The organism is Variovorax rhizosphaerae (genome assembly GCF_037889975.1).
In the GTDB taxonomy this organism is placed as follows: Bacteria; Pseudomonadota; Gammaproteobacteria; order Burkholderiales; family Burkholderiaceae_C; genus Variovorax; species Variovorax rhizosphaerae.
Genome location: NZ_JBBKZT010000013.1, coordinates 230,358 through 252,374, shown reverse-complemented (window position 1 = coordinate 252,374; position 22,017 = coordinate 230,358). Strand labels below are relative to the sequence as shown.

The window sequence follows — 22,017 nt, the reverse complement described above, 5'->3', positions numbered from 1 at the left end:
CCTGCCGCGTCCTCGGCGAGACCCTTCGCGTGAGCCGGGTGGGCTACGGGACGATCGACCCGGTGACCGAGACACTGCACGTGGATCGCGACTGGACCTCCGAAGGGGTCGAGACGCTTGCAGGCGTGACGCCACTGCGCGAGTACGGCTCGTTCATCGACAGCCTCAAGAAGAACGAGTTCATCAACATCGGGGATGTACGCCAGGATCCGAGAACGGCTCCCGCCGCGGCCGCGCTGGAGAGTCGGAGCGCTCGATCTTTCATGAACGTCCCGGTTGTCGAACAAGGTCGACTGGTCGCCGTACTGTTCGTCAACCATGCCGAGCCAAGGGCGTGGACGGGGGCCGAGACGGCTTTCATGCGGGACATCGCCCTGCGCACGCGACTTGCGGTGGAGCGGGCACGCGGCACCCTCGAACTCCAGGCCAGCGAATCGCGCCTGCGCACCATCAACGAGACGCTTGAGCAAAAGGTGAAGGAGCGCACGGACGCGTTGATGGAGATCGAGGAGCGCTATCGCCAGAGCCAGAAGATGGAGGCCATTGGTCAGTTGACGGGCGGCATCGCGCACGACTTCAACAATCTGCTGGCGGCCATGAGCACCAGCTTGCAGGTATTGGAGAAGCGGTTGCTGGAAGGGCGGTTCGACAACGTGCAGCGCTATGTCGGCATGACCCAGGATGCAGTCAAGCGCGCGGCGTCGCTGACGCAGCGTCTGCTGGCGTTTTCGCGTCGCCAAACGCTCGATCCGAAGCCGACGGATGTCAACCGTCTGGTGAGCAATCTCGAGGACCTCATTCGCAGGACGGTTGGGCCGTCGGTGAGTGTCGAGGTGGTCGGCGCTGGCGGGCTCTGGGTGACCAAGGTCGATGCGTCTCAGCTAGAGAACGCCTTGCTGAATCTGTGCATCAACGCGCGCGATGCGATGGCGCCGCAAGGCGGTCGCATCACCGTAGAGACGGCGAACAAGTGGTTGGACGACGCGACGGCCAGCGAGAGGGATTTGCCGTCCGGGCAGTATGTGTCCGTGTGCGTTTCCGACACTGGATGCGGCATGACGCCGCAGACGATCGCGCGGGCGTTCGATCCGTTTTTCACCACGAAGCCGATGGGGCAAGGCACAGGACTCGGGCTGTCCATGGTCTACGGCTTCGTGCGCCAGTCGGGCGGCCAAGTTCGTGTCTATTCGGAGGTCGGTCGCGGCACGACGATGTGCCTGTATTTTCCAAAGCTCATCGGGGCCGCAGGGAAAGAGCAGACTCGCGTGGCCGTGGAGAACATCGCCGCGCACTCCGACGGCGAGTGCGTGCTCGTGGTGGAAGACGAGGATGTCATTCGCACGATGGTCGCGGAGGTACTTTCGGGCCAGGGCTATGCGGTTTTGCAGGCGTCGAACGGCGCAGAGGCCCAGCGGATCCTGAATACTGAACGCAAGGTCGATCTGCTACTGACCGACGTCGGGCTGCCTGGTGGCATGAACGGTCGCCAACTGGCTGAGACGGCGCGACTGCGTCGCCCCGCTTTAAAGGTGCTTTTCGTCACTGGCTACGCGGAGAACGCCATCGTGGGCAACGGGTTTCTCGAACACGGAATGTCCGTGATCACGAAGCCTTTCGACTTGGAAGCGCTTTCTGGAAAGGTCAGGTCGATGATCGACAGCGGCACGAATCACTGACGGCAAGCACGCTTCTGATCCCATCGGATCGCTCTGGTGCTCTGGTTGCAAACGCGAGGGTGCTTCGCCCCAAGCCCGACGCCCCAAATTCCGGATCCGGAAGATAGCAATCGACCCGGATCAACGAAAGGCCGAGTTCAGGGGCGGAGTGTCAACCTTGCCACGATGGCAAGGTCAAGGGATTCCAATGACCGCAATTCACATGGCTTGGCCGGTCGCCCGCCACGCGTCGAATCAGGTCGAGCGATTTGTTGCGCATGCGGCTGGAACCAATTCTCGCCGGTGGCTACAAGAGCTTCCGGCATGACGTAATCGATCGGTTGGCCGCGTGTATTCCCCGGCTCAGGCTCAAGGTGATTTGCGGCGCCACCGGCAGCGCCAAGACGCGCGTGTTGCAGGCGCTCGCGGCGCGCGGTGAGCAGGTGCTGGACCTCGAAGGATTGGCGCGGCACAAGGGCTCATTGCTGGGCGCGCTACCGGGCGTGCCACAGCCCTCGCAGAAGGCTTTCGAAACGCAACTGGCAACGGTATTGAAGCCGTTTGATCTGGAGCGCACGGTGTATGTCGAAGGCGAAAGCGCGCGCATCGGGCGCATCTCGCTGCCGATCCCATTGGTGGAGCGGATGCGCGGAGGCAATTGCATTGAAGTGGTCGCCACGCCTGAGGCGCGGCTCGACTACCTGCTGCGCGACTACGCCTACCTTGGCGACAACGGCGAATCGCTTGCGACGCAGCTCGGGATGCTCAAGGAAATGCAGGGCAAGGAGACGGTTGCGCGCTGGCAAGGATGGGCGCGCACGCATGCGTTGTCACCTCTGTTCGAGGAACTGATGCGCCTGCACTACGACCCGCACTACGCACGCTCGCAGGCGCGTCATTTTGCGAAATGGGAGGCGCGCCGCCGCATCGCTGCGACTGATCTTTCCGACACGGGAATCGAGGCCATCGCCGACGCGGTTCTGACGCTTCCTCCAGCCTGATCGGTCAGCCTCATCCCTGATCCGTTTCTGTGCGCTGACGGGTGCTCTTCATTGAGGCTGACACTCTTCGGATGGGGGATGATCAATCGAAGAGACGAGCCAACTCTTGATGGAGAGCGCCGCTATCGAACATGTTCGACCCGCGTCAGCTTCGGCCTTCCATCAACGATCTCGGCATGAAAGCGCACCTTGTCTCCGACCTTCAAGCCGCTGAGCGTCTTCTTGTCCGCATCGAAGGCCATCGTCATCGGCGGCATCGCGAGATTCGGAATATCGCCGTGCTTGAGCACAACCTCGCCCGCAGCGGCTTCGATTCTCTGAACCACCGCATCGGTCAGCGCGTTCGAGGTATTCTGGCTTTGCGCGGGCTCCTTCATGGGCATCGGCATGTTCGGCTGTTTGGACTGGGCTTGGGCAACGAGACTGGCGGCGAGCAGTGGGATCGCAAGAACATGCAGGGGTTTCATTCAAGTGCTCCTGAAGTTGGGGGAATCGGATTGAAGGCAGGCGCGGCAACGTTCTTGCGACGATGCAGCAGATACCAGGCCGCAGGCACCACGAGCATGCTGAGCAGCGGCGCGGTGACCATTCCGCCCACCATGGGCGCGGCGATGCGCGTCATCACCTCCGAGCCCGTGCCGCTGCCCCAAAGGATGGGCAACAAGCCCGCCATCACCACGGCAACGGTCATGGCCTTCGGCCGCACACGCAGGACGGCCCCTTCCCGTATGGCGGCCAGCAGGGTCTCGTCGTTCATCGCTTCACCGGCCGCGAGGCGCCGAGCGAGCGCATTCTTCAGGTAGACCAGCATCACCACTCCGAATTCGGCGGCAACCCCGGCCAGCGCGATGAAGCCCACCGCCGTGGCCACGGAAACCGAGTGCCCCATCGCCCGCACAAGCCAGAAGCCTCCAATCAGCGAGAACGGAACCGCAGCCATGACAAGGGCCGCATCCGCGAACGATTTGAAGAGCAGATAGAGCAGCACAAAGATGACAGCCAGCGTGACGGGAATCACCAGCTTCAGGCGCTCGGTTGCACGTTCAAGGTATTCGAACTGGCCGGACCACGAGACGGCGTAACCGGCCGGCATCTTCACGGCCTGCGCCACCGCGGCTTGCATGTCCGTGACCGCCGAACGAAGATCCCGCCCGCGCACATCGACATACACCCAGCCTGAGGGCCGTGCGTTTTCGCTGCGCAGCATGGGTGGGCCGTCCTCGATGTGGATCCTGGCGACATCCTGCAGCAGCACGGTCGCCCCCCTGTCGGTCACGAAAGGCAGCTGCCGCAAACCTTCCAGCGAGTCCCGGATCTCGCGCGGGTAGCGCACGTTGATCGGATAGCGCTCCCGCCCCTGGATGACTTCGCCGACGTTGTCGCCGCCGATGGCGGTGGATACAACGGACTGAACATCCGTCATTGAGAGCCCGAAACGTGCCGCAGCCAGTCGATCGACATCGACATCGATGTAGCGCCCGCCGTTCAATCGTTCGGCGAGCGCGGACGAGACGCCCGGCACGTTCTTGACCGACGCTGCGATCTGTGTGGTCAGCGAATCGATAGTGGCCAGGTCGGCTCCTGCCACCTTCACACCCACGGGACTCTTGATTCCCGTGGCCAGCATGTCGATGCGGTTGCGGATGGGAGGCACCCACACATTCGACAATCCCGGCACCTTGACGGCGCGATCCAGTTCCTCGACCAGCTTGTCTGGCGTCATGCCGGCGCGCCATTGATCCTTGGGCTTGAACTGGATGGTGGTCTCGAACATCTCCAGCGGCGCCGGGTCGGTGGCCGAGTCCGCACGGCCGGCTTTTCCGAACACTCGTGCCACCTCGGGCACCGTCTTGATAAGGCGATCGGTCTGCTGCAACAGTTGCGCCGCCTTCGACACCGAAAGCGCCGGCAGGGCAGACGGCATGTAGAGCAGGTCGCCTTCATCCAGCGGCGGCATGAACTCGCCGCCCAGGCGCGCCATCGGCACCGCCGTCAACGCAAGCAGTACGCCCGCCAGCATCAGCGTCGACTTCGGAAAGCGCAACACCCATTCGAGCGCTGGCCGGTATGCCGCCATGAGCAAGCGATTGACCGGATTCGCCGCCTCATGCGGGATTCGACCGCGAATGAGGTAGCCCATCAGCACCGGAATCAGCGTCACCGAGAGGCCTGCCGCTGCCGCCATGGCGTAGGTCTTGGTGAATGCCAGGGGCGCAAACAGCCGGCCTTCCTGTGCCTCCAGCGAGAACACCGGCACGAAAGACAGCGTGATCACCAGCAGCGAGAAAAACAGGGCCGGCCCGACCTCCACCGACGCATCGGAAACGAGTTGCCATCGCTCGAAGCCATCGGGCTGCCGTCCATGCCGTGTCTCGAAGGCCTCGATGTGCTTGTGCACGTTCTCGACCATCACGACGGCGCCATCGACCATGGCACCGATGGCAATGGCAATGCCGCCCAGAGACATGATGTTGGCGTTGACACCCTGCCAGTGCATGACGATGAATGCGGCCAGCACGCCAATGGGCAGCGCGACCACCGCGACCAGCGCCGAGCGCAGATGGAACAGGAAAACGGCGCACACCAGCGCCACGACGATGAACTCCTCGACCAGCTTGGCGCGCAGGTTGTCCACCGCGCGATCGATGAGGAGCGACCGGTCATAGGTCGGCACGATTTCGACGCCCGCAGGCAGGCTCGTCCTCAGCGTTTCCAGCTTCGCTTTCACCGCCTCGATGGTGGTGCGTGCGTTCTTGCCGGAGCGCATGACGACCACACCGCCGGCCACCTCGCCTTCCCCATCCAGTTCGGCAATGCCGCGCCGCATCTCGGGCCCGATCTGAACCGTCGCCACGTCGCGCAACAGCGCCGGCGTGGCGCCTGAGATCGACACGGGAATGGAGCGAAAGTCTTCCAGCGATCGCAGGTAGCCGCGGGATCGGACCATGTATTCGGCTTCGCCAAGTTCGACGACGGAGCCTCCGCTGGACTGATTGGCTTTCTGCAAGGCCTGCACCACGCTCGCTTGCGTGATGCCGAGCGCACGCATGCGATCCGGGTCGATCACCACCTGGTACTGGCGCACCATGCCGCCGATGCTGGCCACCTCCGCCACGTCGGCCACGGTTTTCAACTCAAACTTGAGGAACCAGTCGTTGAGCGCGCGCAGTTGACCCAGGTCCCGGCTGCCGGTGCGGTCGACCAGCGCGTACTCGTAGACCCAGCCCACGCCCGTCGCGTCCGGGCCCAACGAGGCGCTGGCGCCGGCCGGAAGCCTGCCTTGCACCTGGTTGAGGTATTCAACGACCCGCGAGCGCGCCCAGTAGGGATCGGTCTTGTCGTCGAACAGCACATACACGAAGGAATCGCCGAAGAACGAGTAGCCGCGCACGGTCTTCGCGCCGGGCACGCTCAACATCGTTGTCGTCAGCGGATAGGTGACCAGGTCTTCAACCACCTGCGGCGCCTTGCCGGGAAAGGGTGTGCGGATGATCACCTGCGTATCCGACAGGTCCGGTAGCGCATCGAGCGGCGTCCGGGCCGCTGACCACAGGCCTGCCGCCACGACGAACAAGGTGGCGATCAATACGAGGAACCGGTTGCCGACCGACCACCGGATGAGGGCCGCGATCATTGCTTTGCCGCCGGTTGAAGGCGTTCGACCGAGAGCAGCTCGTAACCCAGTGGCCCGCCTTCGCTGAACTCAAAACGAACCGTGTCGCCTGGCTTGACGTCAGAAAAGGCGCCCGGCGTTGGCCTGGAAAAGCCCATGGTCATGGCGGGCCACTTCAGCGAGGCGACGGGGCCATGCGAAATGGTGATGCCGTCCGCTTCGACCCTTTCGACCTTGCCCTGCGCACGATGCGATGTTCCGGTGGTCGCCGGCGTCGACGAAGCAGGGGATCCCGACGCGGTCGGGGATGGAGCCGCACTTGCAGCCAGGTTCCCCAGCACCGATCGCAGCCTGGCTTCGGAGTCGATCAGGAATTGCCCGCTTGCTACGACTCGCTCGCCCTCGGCCAGCCCCTGGACCACCTCGATGTCGTCACCCAGGTCTGCGCCGAGCGACACCTCGCGCGGCTCGAAGGCTCCGCTTTCCTTTTGAACGATGACGACCGAGCGCTTGCCTGTGCGAATGACCGCCTCCGAGGCCACGAGCAGGCGTGAGCTCTTGGCACCCCCCACCTGGAGCCGCAACAGCATGCCGGGAGTGAGCCTTCCCTGCGCGTTGTCGACTTCGAAGCGCGCCTTGATCGTGCGTGTGGAACTGCTGATCTCCGGAAGGATTTCCTTCAGTTCGCCGGCAAAGGTCTGTGAAGAATCCGCCTGCAACGCGGCTTGCACTTTCTGGCCTGCCGCAAGCCGCAACGCTTGTGCTTCGGGGATCTCTGCGGTTGCCCAAACCTTCTCGAGCCCGGCGATCCGAAACAGGGTCACGCCGGACGCGACGGCCACGCCTTCGCGCACGCCCAGTTCCGCAATGACCCCGCTGACCGGCGCCGTCAGCACAAAGCGTGCTTGCGCCACGCCGGCCTTCTCGCTCTGGCGGATGAGTTCGCCCGGGATTCGACATGGCCCGCATTCGCTCGCGCGCAGCCACGACGAGGTCAGGGGAAACGCCGGCGCGCTGGAGTGCAATCAGCTCGTTCTGCGGTCCCAGCCACTCCGGCGCGAAGATGGTCGCCAGGGCCTGGCCCTTGCGCACCCGCTCCATCGGCGCGCGCACCGAAAGGCGCTCGACGTAGCCGGCAACGCGCGTCTGGACCGCCACATTCAAGCGCTCGTCGAACTGCACGGTGCCGATGGCGTCGAAGGACGACGAGACATCGGCCCGGCGCACGGTGGCATAGCGGATGCCCAGGTTTTGCTGCACGCCGGGGCTGATCGTCACGCCCGAACTGGTTGGTTGGCTGTCTGCATACATCGGCACCAGCTGCATGTCCATGAACGGAGACTTGCCGGGCTTGTCGAAGCGTGGGCCGGGCACCATCGGGTCGTGCCAGTAGAGGACCTTGCGGCCATCGTTGCCGGGCGTGGTCCCTGGCGTCATGGACGCGCCAGGTGCGGACTGCACCGTTGTGCGGCCAACATAGAAGGCGGCCCCAGCAACCAGCGCGAGGGCGACCAGGCCCAGCATCGTCACGTTTGCTCGTTTCATGGTGACACCTCGCCGGAAAGGGGACGGAACTTCATCTGGACCTGCGCCCTGGCCAGCTCACGCTGAAGCGCCAGGAGCTTGCGTTGCACGTCGACCTCGGCGTGCCGCGCCTCAAACAGCGTCACCAGACTCGTCTGGTTGGAACGGTAGCCCGCGGTGGCGACGGCCGTTCTCTGCGCCGCAGGCGTGACGACGCCCGCGCGAAGGCGCTCGATGCGTTGCCGCACGCGCTCGATGTCGCTCGAGAGCACCTGGTATTCGGCGGTGGCGGCGCGGGTCGCTTCGGCCAACTCGGCCTCGGACTTCTCGACCAACGCCAGCTTGGCGGCCGTTTCGCGATCCTGTCGATCGCCCCGTGCGATGGCTAGCGGAATGCTCACCCCGACCGTCACCATGTCCGAATAGCCCGTGCGCTGCCCATAAGCGACTTCCCACGTCCAGTTGGGGTCGCGGTTGGCGCTTGCCACGGACGCGGCCTGTTTTGCCACTTCGAGGTCTTGCCGCATGGCTGCCACCGAGGGGTGGCCAGCAACATAGACCTCTTCCGTGGGGACGGACTCGACTGGCATCGTCACCAGCTCGTCGGGCCTCAGGCCGATCCAGCGCTGCAAGGCCAATCGCGCAGCGCTTTGCTGCTGCCGGATTTCGGATGAATCGTCTTCTGCAATGCCTTTGCCGCCGCTGAGCTGGAGCAGTTCCTGGCTGCTGCCAGTCGCAGAAGACAGCCGGGCGCGCGCGGCTTCAAACTCCTCATGGGCGTGATGCTCCATCAGGGTTGTGAGCTTGAGGATCTCGTCGGCGTAGAAGGCATCGACGTAGGCGAGCGCTGTCTGCAGTCGCGTGTTGGCGATCGCAGCCTGGGCCTGAACGGCTTCACGGCTCGTTGACGCCTGCGCAGCGGCTTGTCGCGCAGAACGTTTGTCTTGCGACACCCATTCCTGGCTGATGCCGATGCGCTTCATGGTCATGGAGTCGTTGGTTGTGCTGAAGCGATCCGGCCCGGTGATGGGCAGGTTTTCGATACCTGCTCTCAAGACGGGGTCGGGAAGTTGCCCTGCGGCAACCGAGGCATCCCTGGCGCTTTGGACGCCAGCGCGGGCAGCACGCGCTGCCTCGGAGCGCTGGACGGCCAATTGCAGCGCCCCGTCAAAGGACAGCGGCCCAGCCGCTGCCAAGCCAGGCAGCAGTGCGGCGGCCCAAACGGCCGCGCGCGAAAACGGGGTGAACATGAAACTTCTCCAAAGACGAACGAGGTATTCGCCGGCAAGCGGACAAGCCGCGCCAGCACCGGTCGGTCGATGGAGATTTCAGACTCGGAGTCTGCGGGTCGCGAGAAAAACGGGATCGGGAGGAGGATGCAGCTCGGGAACGCTTTGGGGCGGCAAGTCGTGCCCGTGGGACGCAAGCACCAGTGGCATCACCAACACCTGAACGATGGCTGGCAGCGAAGGTGTTGCAACCTTGATCTGCTCGAATGACAGCGACGGGCCATTGGCGTGCTGATGGCACAGCACCGGCTGTTCGGTGTCCATGCCTTCGCAGGGTTGGCCCGCGGCCATCGTTTCTGCCATGCCTTGGCTGTCCGCCATGCCGGGGCAGACATAGGCAGCCAGCGCCATCTGTGAAAACAGTAGCGACAGCATCACCACGAACGCGGTGGCGCAACGATGCATGGAGCGACGGCGGGTCATGGTGGAGGGAGTTTAGCGCGCCAGTGCCGGCGCTTGAAGCAAGACGAATGGGGTCGAAACGCCGGAACTTCGGAAACGCAGCGCTTGGGCCTTGCCCATACTGACGCGGCTCACCGATACGGCTCGACCCGTGAAGGACACCACAGCGGCGGATTTCGCCATCTGTTCATTGGTGGAGCTTGGGCCTAAGATGCAACAATGAGTACGCGCTTGGCCATGCGGTTGGCATCGGGACGACGAGCAATCGTTTTCGCGATGTTGCTTGCTTTTGCATTCAGCCAACTCTCCATGGTCGTCCATCTCTCCAATTTCGTTGGAGCACGTTCAGGCGCGCAGCACGCGCTGCTGCATTGGCAAGGGACACCTCATCATCATCACGATGATGGCTCCATAGGAAGCGATCATTCGGTCGAGTCCCATCAGCACGTCAGCCTCGATGGATGCCTGAACGCCATCGCGATGCAATGCGACTTGCTGGTTGATTTTGGGCCGCACCCTCTCGTGCCGCCCGCGAGCCACGATGAGCTTGCGAAGCCGTGGCCATATCTGGACGGGCCGATGCGTCCGCCCTCCCTGCCAACCTGAAGATCGCATTCCCCGCTACGCACGGTCGGACTCACACGTCCGCCCGATGGCCGGGGGCAGTGATACGGACGGCTGGCTTCCTTGCTGGCCTGTGCCCTTTCCGTTTTACGGAAAGCGACTCGATAGCGCCGCGTATCCAGCAAATCGGCGCTCCATATCGGCACTGACGAAAGTTCCCCCTCACTGCGCGGAACCCAGTTCGGTGGCAGATCGAACAACACACGATCGAAGCGATGGGCTGTCATGCCGCATTGCCTTTGTCCATTTTCAGTTCGGAGCGTTGCAATGAGGTTTCAGAATGATGATCCAAGCTTCTGGCGGTCATCCGGCGCGGCCACCTTTCTTGTGGCGGCGCTTGTCGGCGCGTTCTTCCTGTACACGGAACACGGTGCCCACCTGTTCGGGATTCTTCCGTTCCTGCTCATCGTTGCCAGTCCGTTGATGCACGAGGTCATGCACCATGGGCGCTACCGTCGACGAGGCCGTCAGGGTCGCTATCCATCGGATGACGATCTGTGAACGATGTCGACAGCGGCCAAGCGCAATGGAGCCTGGCCTTCTTGAACACGGGCGTGTTCGTCGGATTCGCATACAGTTTCTTCAAGCCTTCTACGGCGACGGACTGGAAGGTCTTCGGCGCCTACTCCGCATTCGTCGCGGCTTTATTTGCCGAGGTCTACGGCTTTCCGCTCACGATTTTTCTTTTCCGCGCATGGCTGTCGGCCGCGTTTCCGGACGTCGACATGTTCGGCCACGAGGCGAGGCACCTTTGGTGGCTTCTGTGGGGTCCCTCCGACCCGCACATGGGCGCCTTGCGCTTCCTCAGCTTCGCGATTGTGTTCGCAGGCTTCCTGCTTCTGGCCATGGCATGGCACGCGTTGCAGCGCGCCCAGCGACGCGAAGAGATCGCGTCGACCGGCCCGTATCGCCGGATCAGGCATCCTCAATATGGCGCCCTCATCATCATCATGCTCGGCTTGCTGTTTTACTGGCCAACGCTGCCTTCAATGTTGCTGCTCCCTCTGTTGGTTGTGATGTACGTCCGGCTTGCAAGATCCGAAGAGCAGGAATTGATTCGTGAGCGAGGGGAGGCTTGGCGCAGCTATGCGGCCGCGACCCCCCGGTTTTTGCCTGCCCTTCATGGCGATTGCCGTTGAAATGCCTAGGACACGTAGGTCAACCTTGATTCATCCGGCGTCAGCATCGCGCATCGCATGCAAAGACAGCGATGACGCCGACCAACGCCTGCCTCTTCGAGTTGATGACTGATCTCCCGATCCTGCGTCAGATTCCGAGCGGTGTCTGGGTCCTCGGCTTCGTCAGCATGCTGATGGACATTTCCTCGGAAATGATCCACAGCCTGCTGCCGCTGTTCATGGTCTCCACCCTCGGGGCCAGCGCCTTCGCGGTCGGGCTGATCGAAGGGCTGGCCGAGGCCACGGCGCTGGTCGTCAAGGTGTTCTCGGGAACGCTGAGCGACTATCTCGGCAAGCGCAAGGGCCTGACTCTGTTTGGCTACGCCCTGGGTGCGCTGACCAAGCCGCTTTTCGCGCTCGCCCCCACCCTGGGCATCGTGCTGACGGCGCGGTTGCTGGACCGGGTCGGCAAAGGGATTCGCGGGGCCCCGCGCGATGCCCTGGTCGCCGACATCACGCCCTTGCATCTGCGCGGCGCAGCCTTCGGCCTGCGCCAGTCGATCGACACCCTCGGGGCCTTTCTCGGGCCGCTGCTGGCCGTCGGCTTGATGCTGCTCTGGGCCAATGATTTCAGGGCCGTGTTCTGGGTCGCGGTGATCCCCGGATTGATGGCCGTCGCGCTGCTCGCGTTCGGACTGCAGGAGCCGGCGCATCAACAAGTCGAGAAGCGCATCAACCCGATCCGCCGTGAGAACCTGAGGCGCCTCGGCGCCGCGTACTGGTGGGTGGTGCTTATCGGCGCGATGTTCACGCTGGCCCGATTCAGCGAGGCATTCCTGGTGCTGCGAGCCGAGCAAGGCGGCATTCCGATGGCACTGGTGCCGCTCGTGATGGTCGCGATGAACCTGGTCTATGCGTTGTCGGCCTATCCGTTCGGCAAACTGTCCGACCGCACGAGCCACACTCGGATGTTGGCCTTCGGCCTCGCCGTACTGATCGCGGCCGACCTGGTTCTGGCCGCCAGCAATCACTGGGGCGTGGTGCTGGCCGGCGTCGTGCTCTGGGGCGTCCACATGGGGATGACGCAAGGCCTGTTGTCCGCCATGGTGGCGAATGCCGCGCCAGCGGACCTGCGGGGCACGGCCTTCGGCTTCTTCAACCTGGTCAGCGGCCTTGCCATGCTGGTCGCCAGCATGATCGCCGGCTTGCTGTGGGACTGGCTCGGCGCATCCGCGACCTTCCATGCCGGCGCTGCCTTTTGCGCGCTGGCCCTGGTGGGCCTGGGGTGGCGGCCGTCAGCGGCCAAAGCTGTAGGACGAAATGGGTAGACACGCGTCCCGGCGGGATGCGACGCGGCGAGCGCGAGCCTTGTTCCGGTGCCTTGGCAGTCAGCTCTCTACCCGGCGCAGTCGCAGGGCATTGAAGATGACGGAAACAGAACTCAGGCTCATCGCCAGCGCGGCAATCATCGGCGACAGGAGCCAACCCGTCAGGGGGTAAAGCACTCCCGCCGCGAGCGGTACGCCAAGGGCGTTGTAGAAGAAGGCGAAGCCCAGGTTCTGCTTCATGTTGGCGATCGTCTGCTCCGAGATGACGCGCGCCTGCGCGATGCCTCGCAGATCGCCCTTGACCAGCGTCACCTGCGCACTGTTCATGGCGACGTCCGTACCGGTTCCCATGGCAACACCCACGTCGGCCTTGGCAAGCGCGGGCGCGTCGTTGATGCCGTCGCCGGCCATGGCGACGATGCAGCCTTCACCTTGGAGTCGTGTCACGAGCGCGAGCTTGTCCGCGGGCTTCACTTCGCCGTGCACTTCGTCGATGCCGAGCCTGGCGGCGACGGACTTCGCGGTGGTCAACCCGTCGCCGGTCGCCATGATGACCCGCATGCCGTGGGCCCTCAAGGCGCCGAGGGCTTCCGACGTCGTGCCTTTGATCGGATCGGACACGGCCAACAGCCCCGCCAGATGCCCGTCGATCGCAAGGAACATCACGCTCGCCCCTTCGGCGCGCAACACCTCGGCCTGGGGCTTGAGCGTCTCGACATCCACACCGAGCTGTGCCATCAAGGCGGAATTTCCAAGCGCCGCCTTCCTGCCGTTCACGCCGCCGGTGACACCGATGCCGCTGCTGGATTCAAAGCCATCCTGCGTGTCCAGTTCCAGCTTGCGCTCGCGTGCCGCCCGCACGATTGCATCCGCCAGCGGATGCTCGCTCCCCTGATCGAGGCTCGCGGCCGTGCGAAGCACTTCCTCCTCGCCGAAACCGCCGACGCCAATGGCGCGTTCGAACCGCGGCTTGCCCTCCGTCAGCGTGCCGGTCTTGTCGACGATGAGCGTATCGACCTTGCGCAAGTTCTCAATGGCCGCGGCGTCGCGAAACAAAATGCCCCGCGTCGCGGCCTTGCCGGTGGCCACCATGATCGACATCGGCGTGGCGAGTCCCAGCGCGCATGGACAGGCAATGATCAACACCGCCACGGCGTTGATCAAACCGTAGACCCAGCTTGGCTGTGGACCGAACAAGCCCCACGCCAGGAACGAGAGCGCGGCGACACCGATCACGGCCATGACGAAGTAGCCTGCCACGTGATCGGCCATGCGCTGCATCGGCGCCCGGGAGCGCTGGGCCTGAAGCACCATCTGGACGATGCTGGCAAGCACCGTCTGCGAGCCCACCCGTTCGGATTGCATGACCAGGGCACCGCTCGTGTTGAGGGTGGCGCCAATGAGCTTGTCGCCGGCCCGCTTGCTCACGGGCAAGGGCTCGCCGGTCAGCATGGATTCGTCGACCGCGCTTGCGCCTTCCACCACCACGCCATCGACCGGAATCTTTTCGCCGGGGCGCACGCGCAGCTTGTCGCCGACGTGAACATGGGTGAGCGGTATGTCCTCTTCGCCGCCGTCGGCATTGATCCTGCGCGCGGTCTTCGGGGCAAGACCCAAAAGAGACTTGATCGCCGCCGAAGTCTGCGAACGCGCCTTAAGTTCCAGGATTTGACCGAGCAGCGTGAGCGAAATGATCACGGCGGCCGCCTCGAAGTAGACCGCCACGCGCCCCATCGATTGGAAGGTGGCGGGGAACGCCTTGGGAGCCACCGTTGCGGCAACGCTGTAGACGAATGCCGCTGACGTGCCCAGCCCGATCAGCGTCCACATGTTCGGACTGCGATGCACCACCGATTGCACAGCGCGTTCAAAAAATGGCCAGCCGGCCCAGAGGACGATCGGCAAGCTGAGGGCCAGTTCGATCCAGCTTTGCGTCGCCATGTCGAACCACTGCAAGCGATGGCCCGCCATCGCGAGAAAAGTGACGACGACTGTCAATGGCAAAGTCCAGAGGAAGCGCAGCTTGAAGTTGCGCAGTTCCGGGTCCTCGCCTTCGTCGAGCGTTGGCGTCTCTGGCTCGAGGCTCATTCCGCATTTGGGGCAGTTGCCCGGATGGTCCTGGCGAATCTCCGGGTGCATCGGGCATGTGAAGACCGTGCCCGGCGCTGTCGAGACTTCGGTGGGTTGCACTTGCTCGCTCGCAGGCAATTCAGCGGGCTCGTAGCGGGCCGGGTCCGCAATGAACTTGGCCATGCAGCCTGCGCTGCAAAAGTAGACCGGGCGGTCCACGAGCTGGACCGCGTGCGGGGAGCGATCGGTGACAGCCATCCCGCAGACCGGATCCCTCAGTTCGACCGAATCGACGGCAGAGGGCGTCAACGACATGTGGTGCGCGGTGCTCGGTGGGGATGCCGTGGGCGCCCGACCGGGGTGTTCCGGGCGGTCCGGCAGAGCAGTATCTGAGTCCATCATCGGAAATTCCTTCAGCGAATGCGTCGGCCTTCGGGGGACGCGAGCGGACGTGCGTGCCGAGACGCGACCGCCCCTCGCGCGCTGGAGCCGTCCAGGTGGTCACTTTGACTTGGCAAGCCAGCGCTCAAACTCGGCGATCTCCTTCTTCTGCGCCGAGATGATCTTCCTCGCCATCGCCTTCATCTCTTGCGACTTACCCGCCTCCAACTCGGCTTGGGCCATCTGAACCGCTTGCTCGTGATGCATCTTCATCATCATTGCGAAGTCCTTGTCGGTGTCGCCCGACATGGGCATCTTTTGCATCATGTCCATGCCCGCCATCATTGACTGCTTCATGCCGCCCGAAACAGGGGGCGCCGCAGGCGCCTGCGCGTAGGCTGCTCCTGAAAAGATCGCGCTCGCCAAGGCGATCGCACCGATAGATTTGCTTCGTGAGGAGGTCATTGGTCTTCCTTGGTTGAGGTGGCGCAGAGGTCGGCGCACATAGTGCACATGGCCTTCACGTTTGGGCAGGCGGGCGAGCGCATGGGACGAAATTGCCTATTGAGCAAGCTCGACCTTGTTCACGGTCTGTGAGTTCTTCATGAGGCTTCCTTGGTTGGGGGGAGTGGGACCGGCTTGCCGACTTCGCCTGCGTCGCCAGTGGCGGGCGACGACGAACGGGAGAAGTAAAGCCCGGTGAAGGCCGCGATGGATCGCTCCTCATGGCCCGGGATGTGCAAGGAGCGTTCGAGAACTTTCCATGCGTCCACGCACGTGTAGCCCAGCGCCTCGATCTCCCTGATGAAACGCGCGCGGTTGTAGACGTGCGTTGGCGCGAAGCAACCGTCCCCGAGATTCTGCGTCGTGACGAAGTCCTCGCCGTCGTAGAGCGGGAGCTTGTTCAGCAGGATATGTCGTGGCCGGGCGGAGGACTTGAGGAGCAGTTGGTCGAACCGTACATCCAAGTAGTGGAACGCGCCTGCCGAGAGCCACACGGAGGCGTCTGTTCCGCCCTCGAGGTTCTCCGTGAATTGCAAGGCCGTGACCTGGTTCTTCTGCGCGAGATCGCGGCCGATCGCCACCATCGCCGGCACTTCGGCGACCACCCACAGGAGGTCGGCAGGCATCTTGAAATAGTGTCGGTAAGCGTAGTAGTGAACACCAACTGAGCCGCCGATGTCGAACAAGCTCGTGGCGCCATCATTGAAGGCGCGTTCGAGCCACCACATCACCGGGTAGTCATAGGCGAACACATGTTGAGTGCGGTCCTCGACGTATTCCTTTGCAAGCGACGAGTGGTCGAACTCCTCGTTCGGCGGAAGCCATGCACGCGCCGCGTCGAAGGAGTCGAACACCCCGAAGCAGTTGGCCGCGGCAACGGGTGTGAAGAATTCCTTTTGCTTCAGATAGATGAGCGCTGGACGAACCAGCGGGCCGTTCATCACTTCGCGCAGGTGTCGAGCAAAGCTGAGCAGGGTCATCGTTGCACCTGTCTGGTTGTCATCGAAGGAGCGATCACCGAGCCGCTTCGATACGGGTCACGGTGATCGCATCGTTGAGCTTCTCGGCCCTGAACCGGACCTTCTCTCCAACCTGAAGCTTGTCGAGCACGGCCTCGTCGCTCACGCTGAAAACCATGGTCATGCCAGGCATGTCGAGGTTCTTGAGCGGGCCGTGCTTGATCGTCAGCTTCTTGTTGTCCTTGTCGACCTTGCGGATCTCGCCCTCGGACAGATCCGCCGAGGCGCTTGCCTGCGTCGGTGCGACGGGAGTGGATTGGGCGTGGGCAGCGCCGACGAAGACGAATGCGGCGATGACCGAGGTAATTGCGATGCGGGTGTTGATCATGGAAGTGTCCTTGTGAGCTATCAAGAAGATGTTTGGAGGGAGCCGGCTTGCAGCGCTACTTGGCGACGGCCTTCGTGACGTTCACAGCGCCTTTCATCCCTGCGTCGTAGTGACCGGGTTGGAGGCATGCGAAGTCGACCTTGCCGGCCTTGGTGAACTGCCACACGATCTCGCCGCTCTTGCCTGGCGCAAGCGTCACCATGTTCGGATCGGCGTGTTTCATCTCGGGGTTCTTCTTCATGACCTCGTAGTGCTCCTTGAGCTCCTTCTCGGTGCCCAACACCAGTTCATGCGTCAGCGCGCCAGAGTTCCTGATGAGGAAGCGAACCGTCTCGTTCTGCTTGACGCTGATGTCGGCTGGTGTGAAGCGCATCGTGTCGCTCATGTCGACGTTGACGGTGCGCGTGGCCTTGGCGGCGACGCCCGGCTTGCCGATGTTGCCTTCGTCATCGTGGCCGTGGCCGCCTGCGTGGTTGCCGGTGGCGAAAACGTTGCTGCTCGCAAGGAGCGCCAGTGCGAGCATTGCGCTGGAACGAATGGTGTTCATGGATGTATTCCTTTGGTTGAGGTTGAAATAAATCAGTGGCCGGAATGGCCTGTGGGCTTTCGGACCTGCACTTCGATGTTTTGCGCAGGCATGTTTTCGGCGGGCAGTGCTGCCGCGCCCGCGCCCTGGACTCGCGGTGCGTCTGGCGCATCGCCCGCCAATTCGTACGCCACCGTGCCCTTGGGATGCTTGAACCATCCCGGGTTGCTGTAATCGCCGGTCTTCTGGCCCTTGCGGACCTTGACGACGCTGAACATGCCGCCCATCTCGACAGAACCGAAGGGGCCCCTGCCGGACATCATTCGCGCGGTGTTGTCGGGGATGGGCATCTCCATCTCGCCCATGTCGGCCATGCCGCGTTCGCCCATGACCATGTAGTCGGGGATGAGGCGCGTGATCTTCTTCGCGACGTCCTTGTGGTCGACGCCGATCATGGTGGGCACATCGTGGCCCATCGCGTTCATCGTGTGATGGCTCTTGTGACAATGGAAAGCCCAGTCACCCTCTTCGTCGGCGAGGAACTCGAACTGCCGCATCTGGCCGACAGCCACGTCGGTGGTGACCTCCGGCCAGCGCGCGCTGCGCGGCGTCGGGCCGCCATCGGTGCCTGTGACCTGGAATTCATGGCCGTGCAGGTGCATCGGATGATTGGTCATCGTCAGGTTTCCGACGCGGATACGTACCTTGTCGTTCTGCCGCACGTTGAGCGAGTCGATGCCGGGAAACACGCGGCTGTTCCACGACCACAGGTTGAAGTCCAGCATCGTCATGATCTTTGGCGTGGCGCTGCCGGGCTCGATGTCGTAGGAATTGAGCAGGAACACGAAGTCGCGGTCGACCTTGTCGATGAGCGGGTGCTCGCCCTTGGGGTGCGTCACCCAGGAACCCATCATTCCCATCGCCATTTGCGTCATTTCGTCGGCATGCGGGTGGTACATGAAGGTGCCCGGGCGCCGGGCCACGAATTCGTAGACGAAGGTCTTGCCGGGCTGGATCGCGGGTTGCGTGAGTCCCGTCACGCCGTCCATGCCATTGGGAAGGCGCTGTCCGTGCCAGTGGATGCTGGTGTGCTCGGGCAGCTTGTTGGTGACGAAGATTCGAACCCGGTCGCCTTCGACCACCTCGATGGTCGGGCCGGGCGACTGGCCGTTGTACCCCCAGAGATGGGCCTTGAATCCGGGTGCCATTTCGCGCACGACCGGCTCCGCCACAAGGTGGAATTCCTTCACCCCGCTGTTCATGCGCCAAGGCAGGGTCCAGCCATTGAGCGTGATGACCGGGTTGTAGGGGCGGCCGGTTAGCGGCATCAATGGGGCCATCGTGTCGGGCTTGTTCTGCAGCATCGGCTCGGGCAGCGCGGTCATGGCCACCTTGCTCACGGTTGCGGCTGCGAGGGCGCCGGTGATGGCCCCCGCGCCGCTCAGGAAGTTGCGTCTGTTGTTCATGTCGTTGTCTTGTGGAGATGCCTGTTCAATGCGCGGGGGCAGCCGCCGCGCTGGCGCCCGTTGCGGCCATCGAGGCAGGTGACATGGTCGGCTTGCCGATCACGGTCGCCGCCAGCGCCGCGTCCGCGAGCCAGAACTGCTGCTGGGCATTGATGGCGTTCATCACGCTGGTGACCTGGTCGCGTGCGTCGGCCAGGAGTTCGAAGACGCCGATGAGCATCCCGTTGTAACGAAGGACGTTTTCGTCGGCCATCGCCTGGCGCAGCGGCACAACTTCGTCGCGGTAGTGCCGCGCGATGTCGTAGGCCGTGCGGTATGCCGAGTAGCTCTCGCGCAATTGCGAAGACGCCCCTCGCGTCGTGGCGTCATAGCGGTTCGCCGCGGCTATCGCTTGGGCGTTCATCGCCTCGCGTTGCGCCGTGCCCCAGTCGAACAGCGGAAGCCGTATGTCGATTTCGTAGCCGCGCCGCGTGCTGCTGGTGCCGCCGGCGTTGTCGAACACGGTGTCCCTTCGGCCACCCACTTCGATGTCGGTGAAGGTCGTCAGCAGGTTGATGCCTTGCGACCTGGCCGCAACGTCGAGCTGGACCTTGGCGAGTTGGACGTCCAGTCGTTGTTCGGTCGCCGTGGCGGCGACCTGGGCGGCTTCGCGTGGCGCCTTGGGGAGATCCGGAAGGCGCTCGGGCAGCACGAGCTTTGCCGCCTGCGCGTCGTCCAGACCCAAGGCCCGTATCAGCTCTTCGCGCGTGGAGGTGGCCGCGTGTTGCGCCGAGGCAAGCTGCGTTGTCGCATCTGCATAGAAGACCTGCTGGCGGGCGCGCTGCAGCTTGCTGAAGTTGCCGATGAGTTGCATGCGCCGCGCCAGTTCCGCACTGGCCTGCGCGGATTCATCGACCTGCCGCGAATACTGCAAGGACTGCTGCGCTGCCACCGCACGGATCCAGCTTTGCCTGACCTGCGTCACCTGGTCAACGACCGTGCTGGTGAGCTGGACCTTGGCCAGATCCGCCTGGCTCTTCGAAATCGCAAGGCGGCGCGGCAACAGGATGACATCCACCAGGCCGACGGACAGCAGGCGTCCAATCTCCAGCTCGCTGTTGAGCTGCATGCGCTCGAACTTGAAGATCGGGTTCGGGAGGCGGCCGGTCTGGTTGGCCGACGCAATGTCCGCCCAGCTCTCGGCGAGCAGCGCTTGCACGGCGGGGCTGTTGGCAAGGGCTACCTGCACCGCGTCGTCTTGCGACAGCGGTTTCGATAACAGCTCCTGCGTCAGCTGGCGGCGGCGGTCGCGCTGCTCCTGGGTGCGACTGATCTCCAGCTTGCCCTGGGTGAACTGCTTCGCATTGCTGTTCGTCTCCTGCAGGGCATCGTCGATGCTGACCGTCGCGCATCCCGCCAGGAGCGCAACGCCCAATGCCGCACCAGTGAGACGCATGGCGCGCTTCATGGCCGCTCCTTGTTCGTCGGCATAGGCATCGCGTGGCCCATCCCGGCATGCGGGTCTTTCGGCTCGCCTTCCGGTGCCTTTGGTTCGGAAGCTTCTTTAGCGTAGGCACGCCACCCGCCACGTCGATAGACCGTCTCGTTGGCCTCGCGCCATGGAATCGGTTTTTCGTCAGTGAAAGGCTGGTAGCCCTCGAAGGCAGAGGCGTAGGGCAGAGGCGCGGGCAGGGGGGCGGAAGGCGGCGCGCCGGCCGGGTCAGGCGCGGGCTGCGCTGCCGTGCCCACCGCCAGGGCGGCAAGCGGTGCGGCCAGCCAAGCGGCCGGCAATGAATTGAACATCGAGTCCTCGCAAAATCATGAACGGAACGCGTCAAAGCCACCCGCGAGCGGGCGTGACGAAGATGGACATGAGGGGGCGTTCGCGGCTGTTCCCGTGACGAAGTCACGGGTGCACGAACGCTTCAGGCGCGAGGAGGTTTGTCGAGGACGCGTGGCGGCAGTTCGGCCACGGCAATGATGGGTTCCGCAAGATCCGCCGGCGGCAGGGCGTCGGGCGGTATCGCAGGGAGGGTGCTGGTCAGCGCCACCGAATGGCAAGCGCCGCAGGTGCCGCACTTGTGGGAACTGCCGTCATCGCTGGCGTCATGATCATGATGGCCATGACCCGGACCGGCCTCTGGCGCCGCCGACGAGTGATCGTGATGATCATGCGACGCCGCAGTCGCTGCCGCCAATGATTCGCTGAGCGGCGTTTCCGTCGTGGCGCAGTACAGCATGGACGCAGCCGCGAACCCTTGAAAGGGGACCGCGAGCATGACAGCCCAAACAAGTAACGCTCGAATCAGCGACATGTCGATATGGTATTCGTCGTAGCGGTGCTTGCAAGGGCACTCTGAACGCAATTCAGCGAAATGCTGAAGTGAGGGGGGAGTATCAACCTTGCCACTATGGCAAGGTCAAGCGATACCAATGACTGCAATGGTCGAGGGGGAAACGTGACCGGCAAGCAGGCCGCGAGCGGTGGCGTTGGCCTCACTCAGTGCATGAGGCAGTGGCAATACACGAACTGCTGGATCGCCCCGCCCGGTGTGTGGTGGAACTCGGTCATGTGCTCGAGCAGCTCGAAGGCACCGCCAAATTCGGCATGCAATGCGCCGGGCGCATACCGCATCACCGGCAAGCCACTGCATTGCGGCGGCCCATCGGGACCGAAGGCTGCAACGATCACGTGTCCGCCGGGACGCACGGCCCGTCGGACCTGAGAGACGTAGGCTTCGCGCTGAGCGGGGTCGATCAGGAAGTGGAACACGGCACGGTCATGCCAGATGTCGAAAGCTTTGGCCGGTAGCGTCGCCCGGGTGATATCGCCCACCAGCCAGTGCACCCGGCTGGCCGAGGCCCCGAGCCGTTGGCGCGCAACGTCGAGCGCGGCGGACGAAATGTCCAGCACGCTGACGTCAAAGCGATCGAGTTGCAGCAAGTCGTCCACCAGCGTGGAGGCACCGCCTCCAACGTCGATCACATGGCTTGGCCGGTCGCCCGAGACGCGTCGAATCAGGTCGAGCGATTGCTGCGCATGCGGCTGGAACCAACTCACTTCTTGCGAGGATCGCGTCGTGTAGACGCGGTCCCAGTGCGATTGATCGTTCATGCGTGAACTCCTCAAGAATGCGAAAACCATCGTACTCGTCAATGGCGAGGCGCGAACCGGCGTTGTACGCCGAGA

Annotated in this window: 19 protein-coding genes and 2 pseudogenes; 6 read left to right on the top strand and 15 right to left on the bottom strand. The window is 63.6% G+C overall.

Features of this window, described 5'->3' with window-relative positions; all coding sequences use genetic code 11:
* Both WKW82_RS26600 and mnmH read left to right on the top strand, forming a co-directional pair.
* A partial coding sequence (locus tag WKW82_RS26600) for a GAF domain-containing hybrid sensor histidine kinase/response regulator (protein WP_340345490.1) occupies positions 1 to 1,676 on the top strand: 1,676 nt, incomplete at its 5' end.
* Between the two features lie 275 nt (positions 1,677 to 1,951).
* A pseudogene (gene mnmH, locus WKW82_RS26595) lies at positions 1,952 to 2,656 on the top strand (tRNA 2-selenouridine(34) synthase MnmH); the annotation flags it as partial.
* A gap of 122 nt (positions 2,657 to 2,778) precedes the next feature.
* On the opposite strand, the gene WKW82_RS26590 reads toward mnmH, so the two are convergent.
* The 5 genes and pseudogenes from WKW82_RS26590 to WKW82_RS26570 all read right to left on the bottom strand — a co-directional run bounded on the left by WKW82_RS26590 (position 2,779) and on the right by WKW82_RS26570 (position 9,505).
* The gene (locus WKW82_RS26590; RefSeq protein WP_340345488.1) at positions 2,779 to 3,123 is read right to left on the bottom strand and encodes a copper-binding protein; all 345 of its coding nucleotides are present in this window, start codon (positions 3,121 to 3,123) and stop codon (positions 2,779 to 2,781) included.
* Positions 3,120 to 6,290, bottom strand: coding sequence for an efflux RND transporter permease subunit (locus tag WKW82_RS26585; protein WP_340345486.1), 3,171 nt, complete (start codon positions 6,288 to 6,290; stop codon positions 3,120 to 3,122). The genes WKW82_RS26590 and WKW82_RS26585 overlap by 4 nt, the downstream gene beginning before the upstream one ends.
* Positions 6,287 to 7,814: pseudogene (locus WKW82_RS26580) on the bottom strand (efflux RND transporter periplasmic adaptor subunit). The gene WKW82_RS26585 and the pseudogene WKW82_RS26580 overlap by 4 nt, the downstream one beginning before the upstream one ends.
* Positions 7,811 to 9,043: a TolC family protein gene (locus WKW82_RS26575; RefSeq protein WP_340345485.1), complete on the bottom strand. Its 1,233-nt coding sequence runs from the start codon at positions 9,041 to 9,043 to the stop codon at positions 7,811 to 7,813. Before WKW82_RS26575 ends, WKW82_RS26580 begins: the two are co-directional and overlap by 4 nt.
* Positions 9,044 to 9,121: 78 nt before the next feature.
* Positions 9,122 to 9,505, bottom strand: a complete 384-nt coding sequence (locus tag WKW82_RS26570; RefSeq protein WP_340345484.1) for a hypothetical protein — start codon at positions 9,503 to 9,505, stop codon at positions 9,122 to 9,124.
* A 198-nt stretch (positions 9,506 to 9,703) separates the two neighbouring features.
* Here WKW82_RS26570 and WKW82_RS26565 point away from each other — a divergent pair, with 198 nt between their 5' ends.
* The 4 genes from WKW82_RS26565 to WKW82_RS26550 all read left to right on the top strand — a co-directional run bounded on the left by WKW82_RS26565 (position 9,704) and on the right by WKW82_RS26550 (position 12,554).
* Entirely contained in the window at positions 9,704 to 10,090 is a 387-nt protein-coding gene (locus WKW82_RS26565) for a hypothetical protein (protein ID WP_340345483.1), read from the top strand.
* Positions 10,091 to 10,375: 285 nt separating this feature from the next.
* Positions 10,376 to 10,609, top strand: coding sequence for a DUF2933 domain-containing protein (locus WKW82_RS26560; protein ID WP_340345481.1), 234 nt, complete (start codon positions 10,376 to 10,378; stop codon positions 10,607 to 10,609).
* On the top strand, positions 10,606 to 11,247 hold the full coding sequence (locus WKW82_RS26555; protein WP_340345480.1) for a methyltransferase family protein: 642 nt from the start codon (positions 10,606 to 10,608) through the stop codon (positions 11,245 to 11,247). Before WKW82_RS26560 ends, WKW82_RS26555 begins: the two co-directional genes overlap by 4 nt.
* A gap of 71 nt (positions 11,248 to 11,318) precedes the next feature.
* On the top strand, positions 11,319 to 12,554 hold the full coding sequence (locus WKW82_RS26550; RefSeq protein WP_340345479.1) for an MFS transporter: 1,236 nt from the start codon (positions 11,319 to 11,321) through the stop codon (positions 12,552 to 12,554).
* 60 nt (positions 12,555 to 12,614) lie between these two features.
* Here WKW82_RS26550 and WKW82_RS26545 read toward each other — a convergent pair whose 3' ends face one another.
* The 10 genes from WKW82_RS26545 to WKW82_RS26500 all read right to left on the bottom strand — a co-directional run bounded on the left by WKW82_RS26545 (position 12,615) and on the right by WKW82_RS26500 (position 21,942).
* On the bottom strand, positions 12,615 to 15,023 hold the full coding sequence (locus WKW82_RS26545; protein WP_422823592.1) for a heavy metal translocating P-type ATPase: 2,409 nt from the start codon (positions 15,021 to 15,023) through the stop codon (positions 12,615 to 12,617).
* A 102-nt stretch (positions 15,024 to 15,125) separates the two neighbouring features.
* Entirely contained in the window at positions 15,126 to 15,470 is a 345-nt protein-coding gene (locus WKW82_RS26540) for a DUF305 domain-containing protein (protein WP_340345478.1), read from the bottom strand.
* Between the two features lie 137 nt (positions 15,471 to 15,607).
* Complete coding sequence (locus tag WKW82_RS26535) at positions 15,608 to 16,489, bottom strand: methyltransferase, TIGR04325 family (protein WP_340345476.1); 882 nt, start codon at positions 16,487 to 16,489, stop codon at positions 15,608 to 15,610.
* Positions 16,490 to 16,523: 34 nt separating this feature from the next.
* Complete coding sequence (locus WKW82_RS26530) at positions 16,524 to 16,856, bottom strand: copper-binding protein (protein ID WP_340345474.1); 333 nt, start codon at positions 16,854 to 16,856, stop codon at positions 16,524 to 16,526.
* Positions 16,857 to 16,911: 55 nt separating this feature from the next.
* The gene (locus WKW82_RS26525) at positions 16,912 to 17,403 is read right to left on the bottom strand and encodes a cupredoxin domain-containing protein (RefSeq protein WP_340345473.1); all 492 of its coding nucleotides are present in this window, start codon (positions 17,401 to 17,403) and stop codon (positions 16,912 to 16,914) included.
* A gap of 32 nt (positions 17,404 to 17,435) precedes the next feature.
* On the bottom strand, positions 17,436 to 18,848 hold the full coding sequence (locus tag WKW82_RS26520; RefSeq protein WP_340345472.1) for a multicopper oxidase family protein: 1,413 nt from the start codon (positions 18,846 to 18,848) through the stop codon (positions 17,436 to 17,438).
* A gap of 25 nt (positions 18,849 to 18,873) precedes the next feature.
* Entirely contained in the window at positions 18,874 to 20,295 is a 1,422-nt protein-coding gene (locus tag WKW82_RS26515) for a TolC family protein (RefSeq protein ID WP_340345471.1), read from the bottom strand.
* Complete coding sequence (locus WKW82_RS26510; RefSeq protein ID WP_340345469.1) at positions 20,292 to 20,630, bottom strand: hypothetical protein; 339 nt, start codon at positions 20,628 to 20,630, stop codon at positions 20,292 to 20,294. The genes WKW82_RS26515 and WKW82_RS26510 overlap by 4 nt, the downstream gene beginning before the upstream one ends.
* 122 nt (positions 20,631 to 20,752) lie before the next feature.
* Entirely contained in the window at positions 20,753 to 21,142 is a 390-nt protein-coding gene (locus tag WKW82_RS26505) for a DUF2946 family protein (RefSeq protein WP_340345467.1), read from the bottom strand.
* 185 nt (positions 21,143 to 21,327) lie between these two features.
* Positions 21,328 to 21,942, bottom strand: coding sequence for a class I SAM-dependent methyltransferase (locus tag WKW82_RS26500; RefSeq protein ID WP_340345466.1), 615 nt, complete (start codon positions 21,940 to 21,942; stop codon positions 21,328 to 21,330).
* Positions 21,943 to 22,017 lie beyond the last annotated feature (75 nt).

Excerpts from the sequence above, each read along its gene's own strand:
- WKW82_RS26590 (WP_340345488.1), bottom strand. The coding sequence starts at position 3,123 with ATGAAACCCCTGCATGTTCTTGCGATCCCACTGCTCGCCGCCAGTCTC.
- WKW82_RS26585 (WP_340345486.1), bottom strand. The coding sequence starts at position 6,290 with ATGATCGCGGCCCTCATCCGGTGGTCGGTCGGCAACCGGTTCCTCGTA.
- WKW82_RS26575 (WP_340345485.1), bottom strand. The coding sequence starts at position 9,043 with ATGTTCACCCCGTTTTCGCGCGCGGCCGTTTGGGCCGCCGCACTGCTG.
- WKW82_RS26570 (WP_340345484.1), bottom strand. The coding sequence starts at position 9,505 with ATGACCCGCCGTCGCTCCATGCATCGTTGCGCCACCGCGTTCGTGGTG.
- WKW82_RS26565 (WP_340345483.1), top strand. The coding sequence starts at position 9,704 with ATGAGTACGCGCTTGGCCATGCGGTTGGCATCGGGACGACGAGCAATC.
- WKW82_RS26560 (WP_340345481.1), top strand. The coding sequence starts at position 10,376 with ATGAGGTTTCAGAATGATGATCCAAGCTTCTGGCGGTCATCCGGCGCG.
- WKW82_RS26550 (WP_340345479.1), top strand. The coding sequence starts at position 11,319 with ATGACGCCGACCAACGCCTGCCTCTTCGAGTTGATGACTGATCTCCCG.
- WKW82_RS26545 (WP_422823592.1), bottom strand. The coding sequence starts at position 15,023 with ATGGACTCAGATACTGCTCTGCCGGACCGCCCGGAACACCCCGGTCGG.
- WKW82_RS26540 (WP_340345478.1), bottom strand. The coding sequence starts at position 15,470 with ATGACCTCCTCACGAAGCAAATCTATCGGTGCGATCGCCTTGGCGAGC.
- WKW82_RS26535 (WP_340345476.1), bottom strand. The coding sequence starts at position 16,489 with ATGACCCTGCTCAGCTTTGCTCGACACCTGCGCGAAGTGATGAACGGC.
- WKW82_RS26530 (WP_340345474.1), bottom strand. The coding sequence starts at position 16,856 with ATGATCAACACCCGCATCGCAATTACCTCGGTCATCGCCGCATTCGTC.
- WKW82_RS26525 (WP_340345473.1), bottom strand. The coding sequence starts at position 17,403 with ATGAACACCATTCGTTCCAGCGCAATGCTCGCACTGGCGCTCCTTGCG.
- WKW82_RS26520 (WP_340345472.1), bottom strand. The coding sequence starts at position 18,848 with ATGAACAACAGACGCAACTTCCTGAGCGGCGCGGGGGCCATCACCGGC.
- WKW82_RS26515 (WP_340345471.1), bottom strand. The coding sequence starts at position 20,295 with ATGAAGCGCGCCATGCGTCTCACTGGTGCGGCATTGGGCGTTGCGCTC.
- WKW82_RS26510 (WP_340345469.1), bottom strand. The coding sequence starts at position 20,630 with ATGTTCAATTCATTGCCGGCCGCTTGGCTGGCCGCACCGCTTGCCGCC.
- WKW82_RS26505 (WP_340345467.1), bottom strand. The coding sequence starts at position 21,142 with ATGTCGCTGATTCGAGCGTTACTTGTTTGGGCTGTCATGCTCGCGGTC.
- WKW82_RS26500 (WP_340345466.1), bottom strand. The coding sequence starts at position 21,942 with ATGAACGATCAATCGCACTGGGACCGCGTCTACACGACGCGATCCTCG.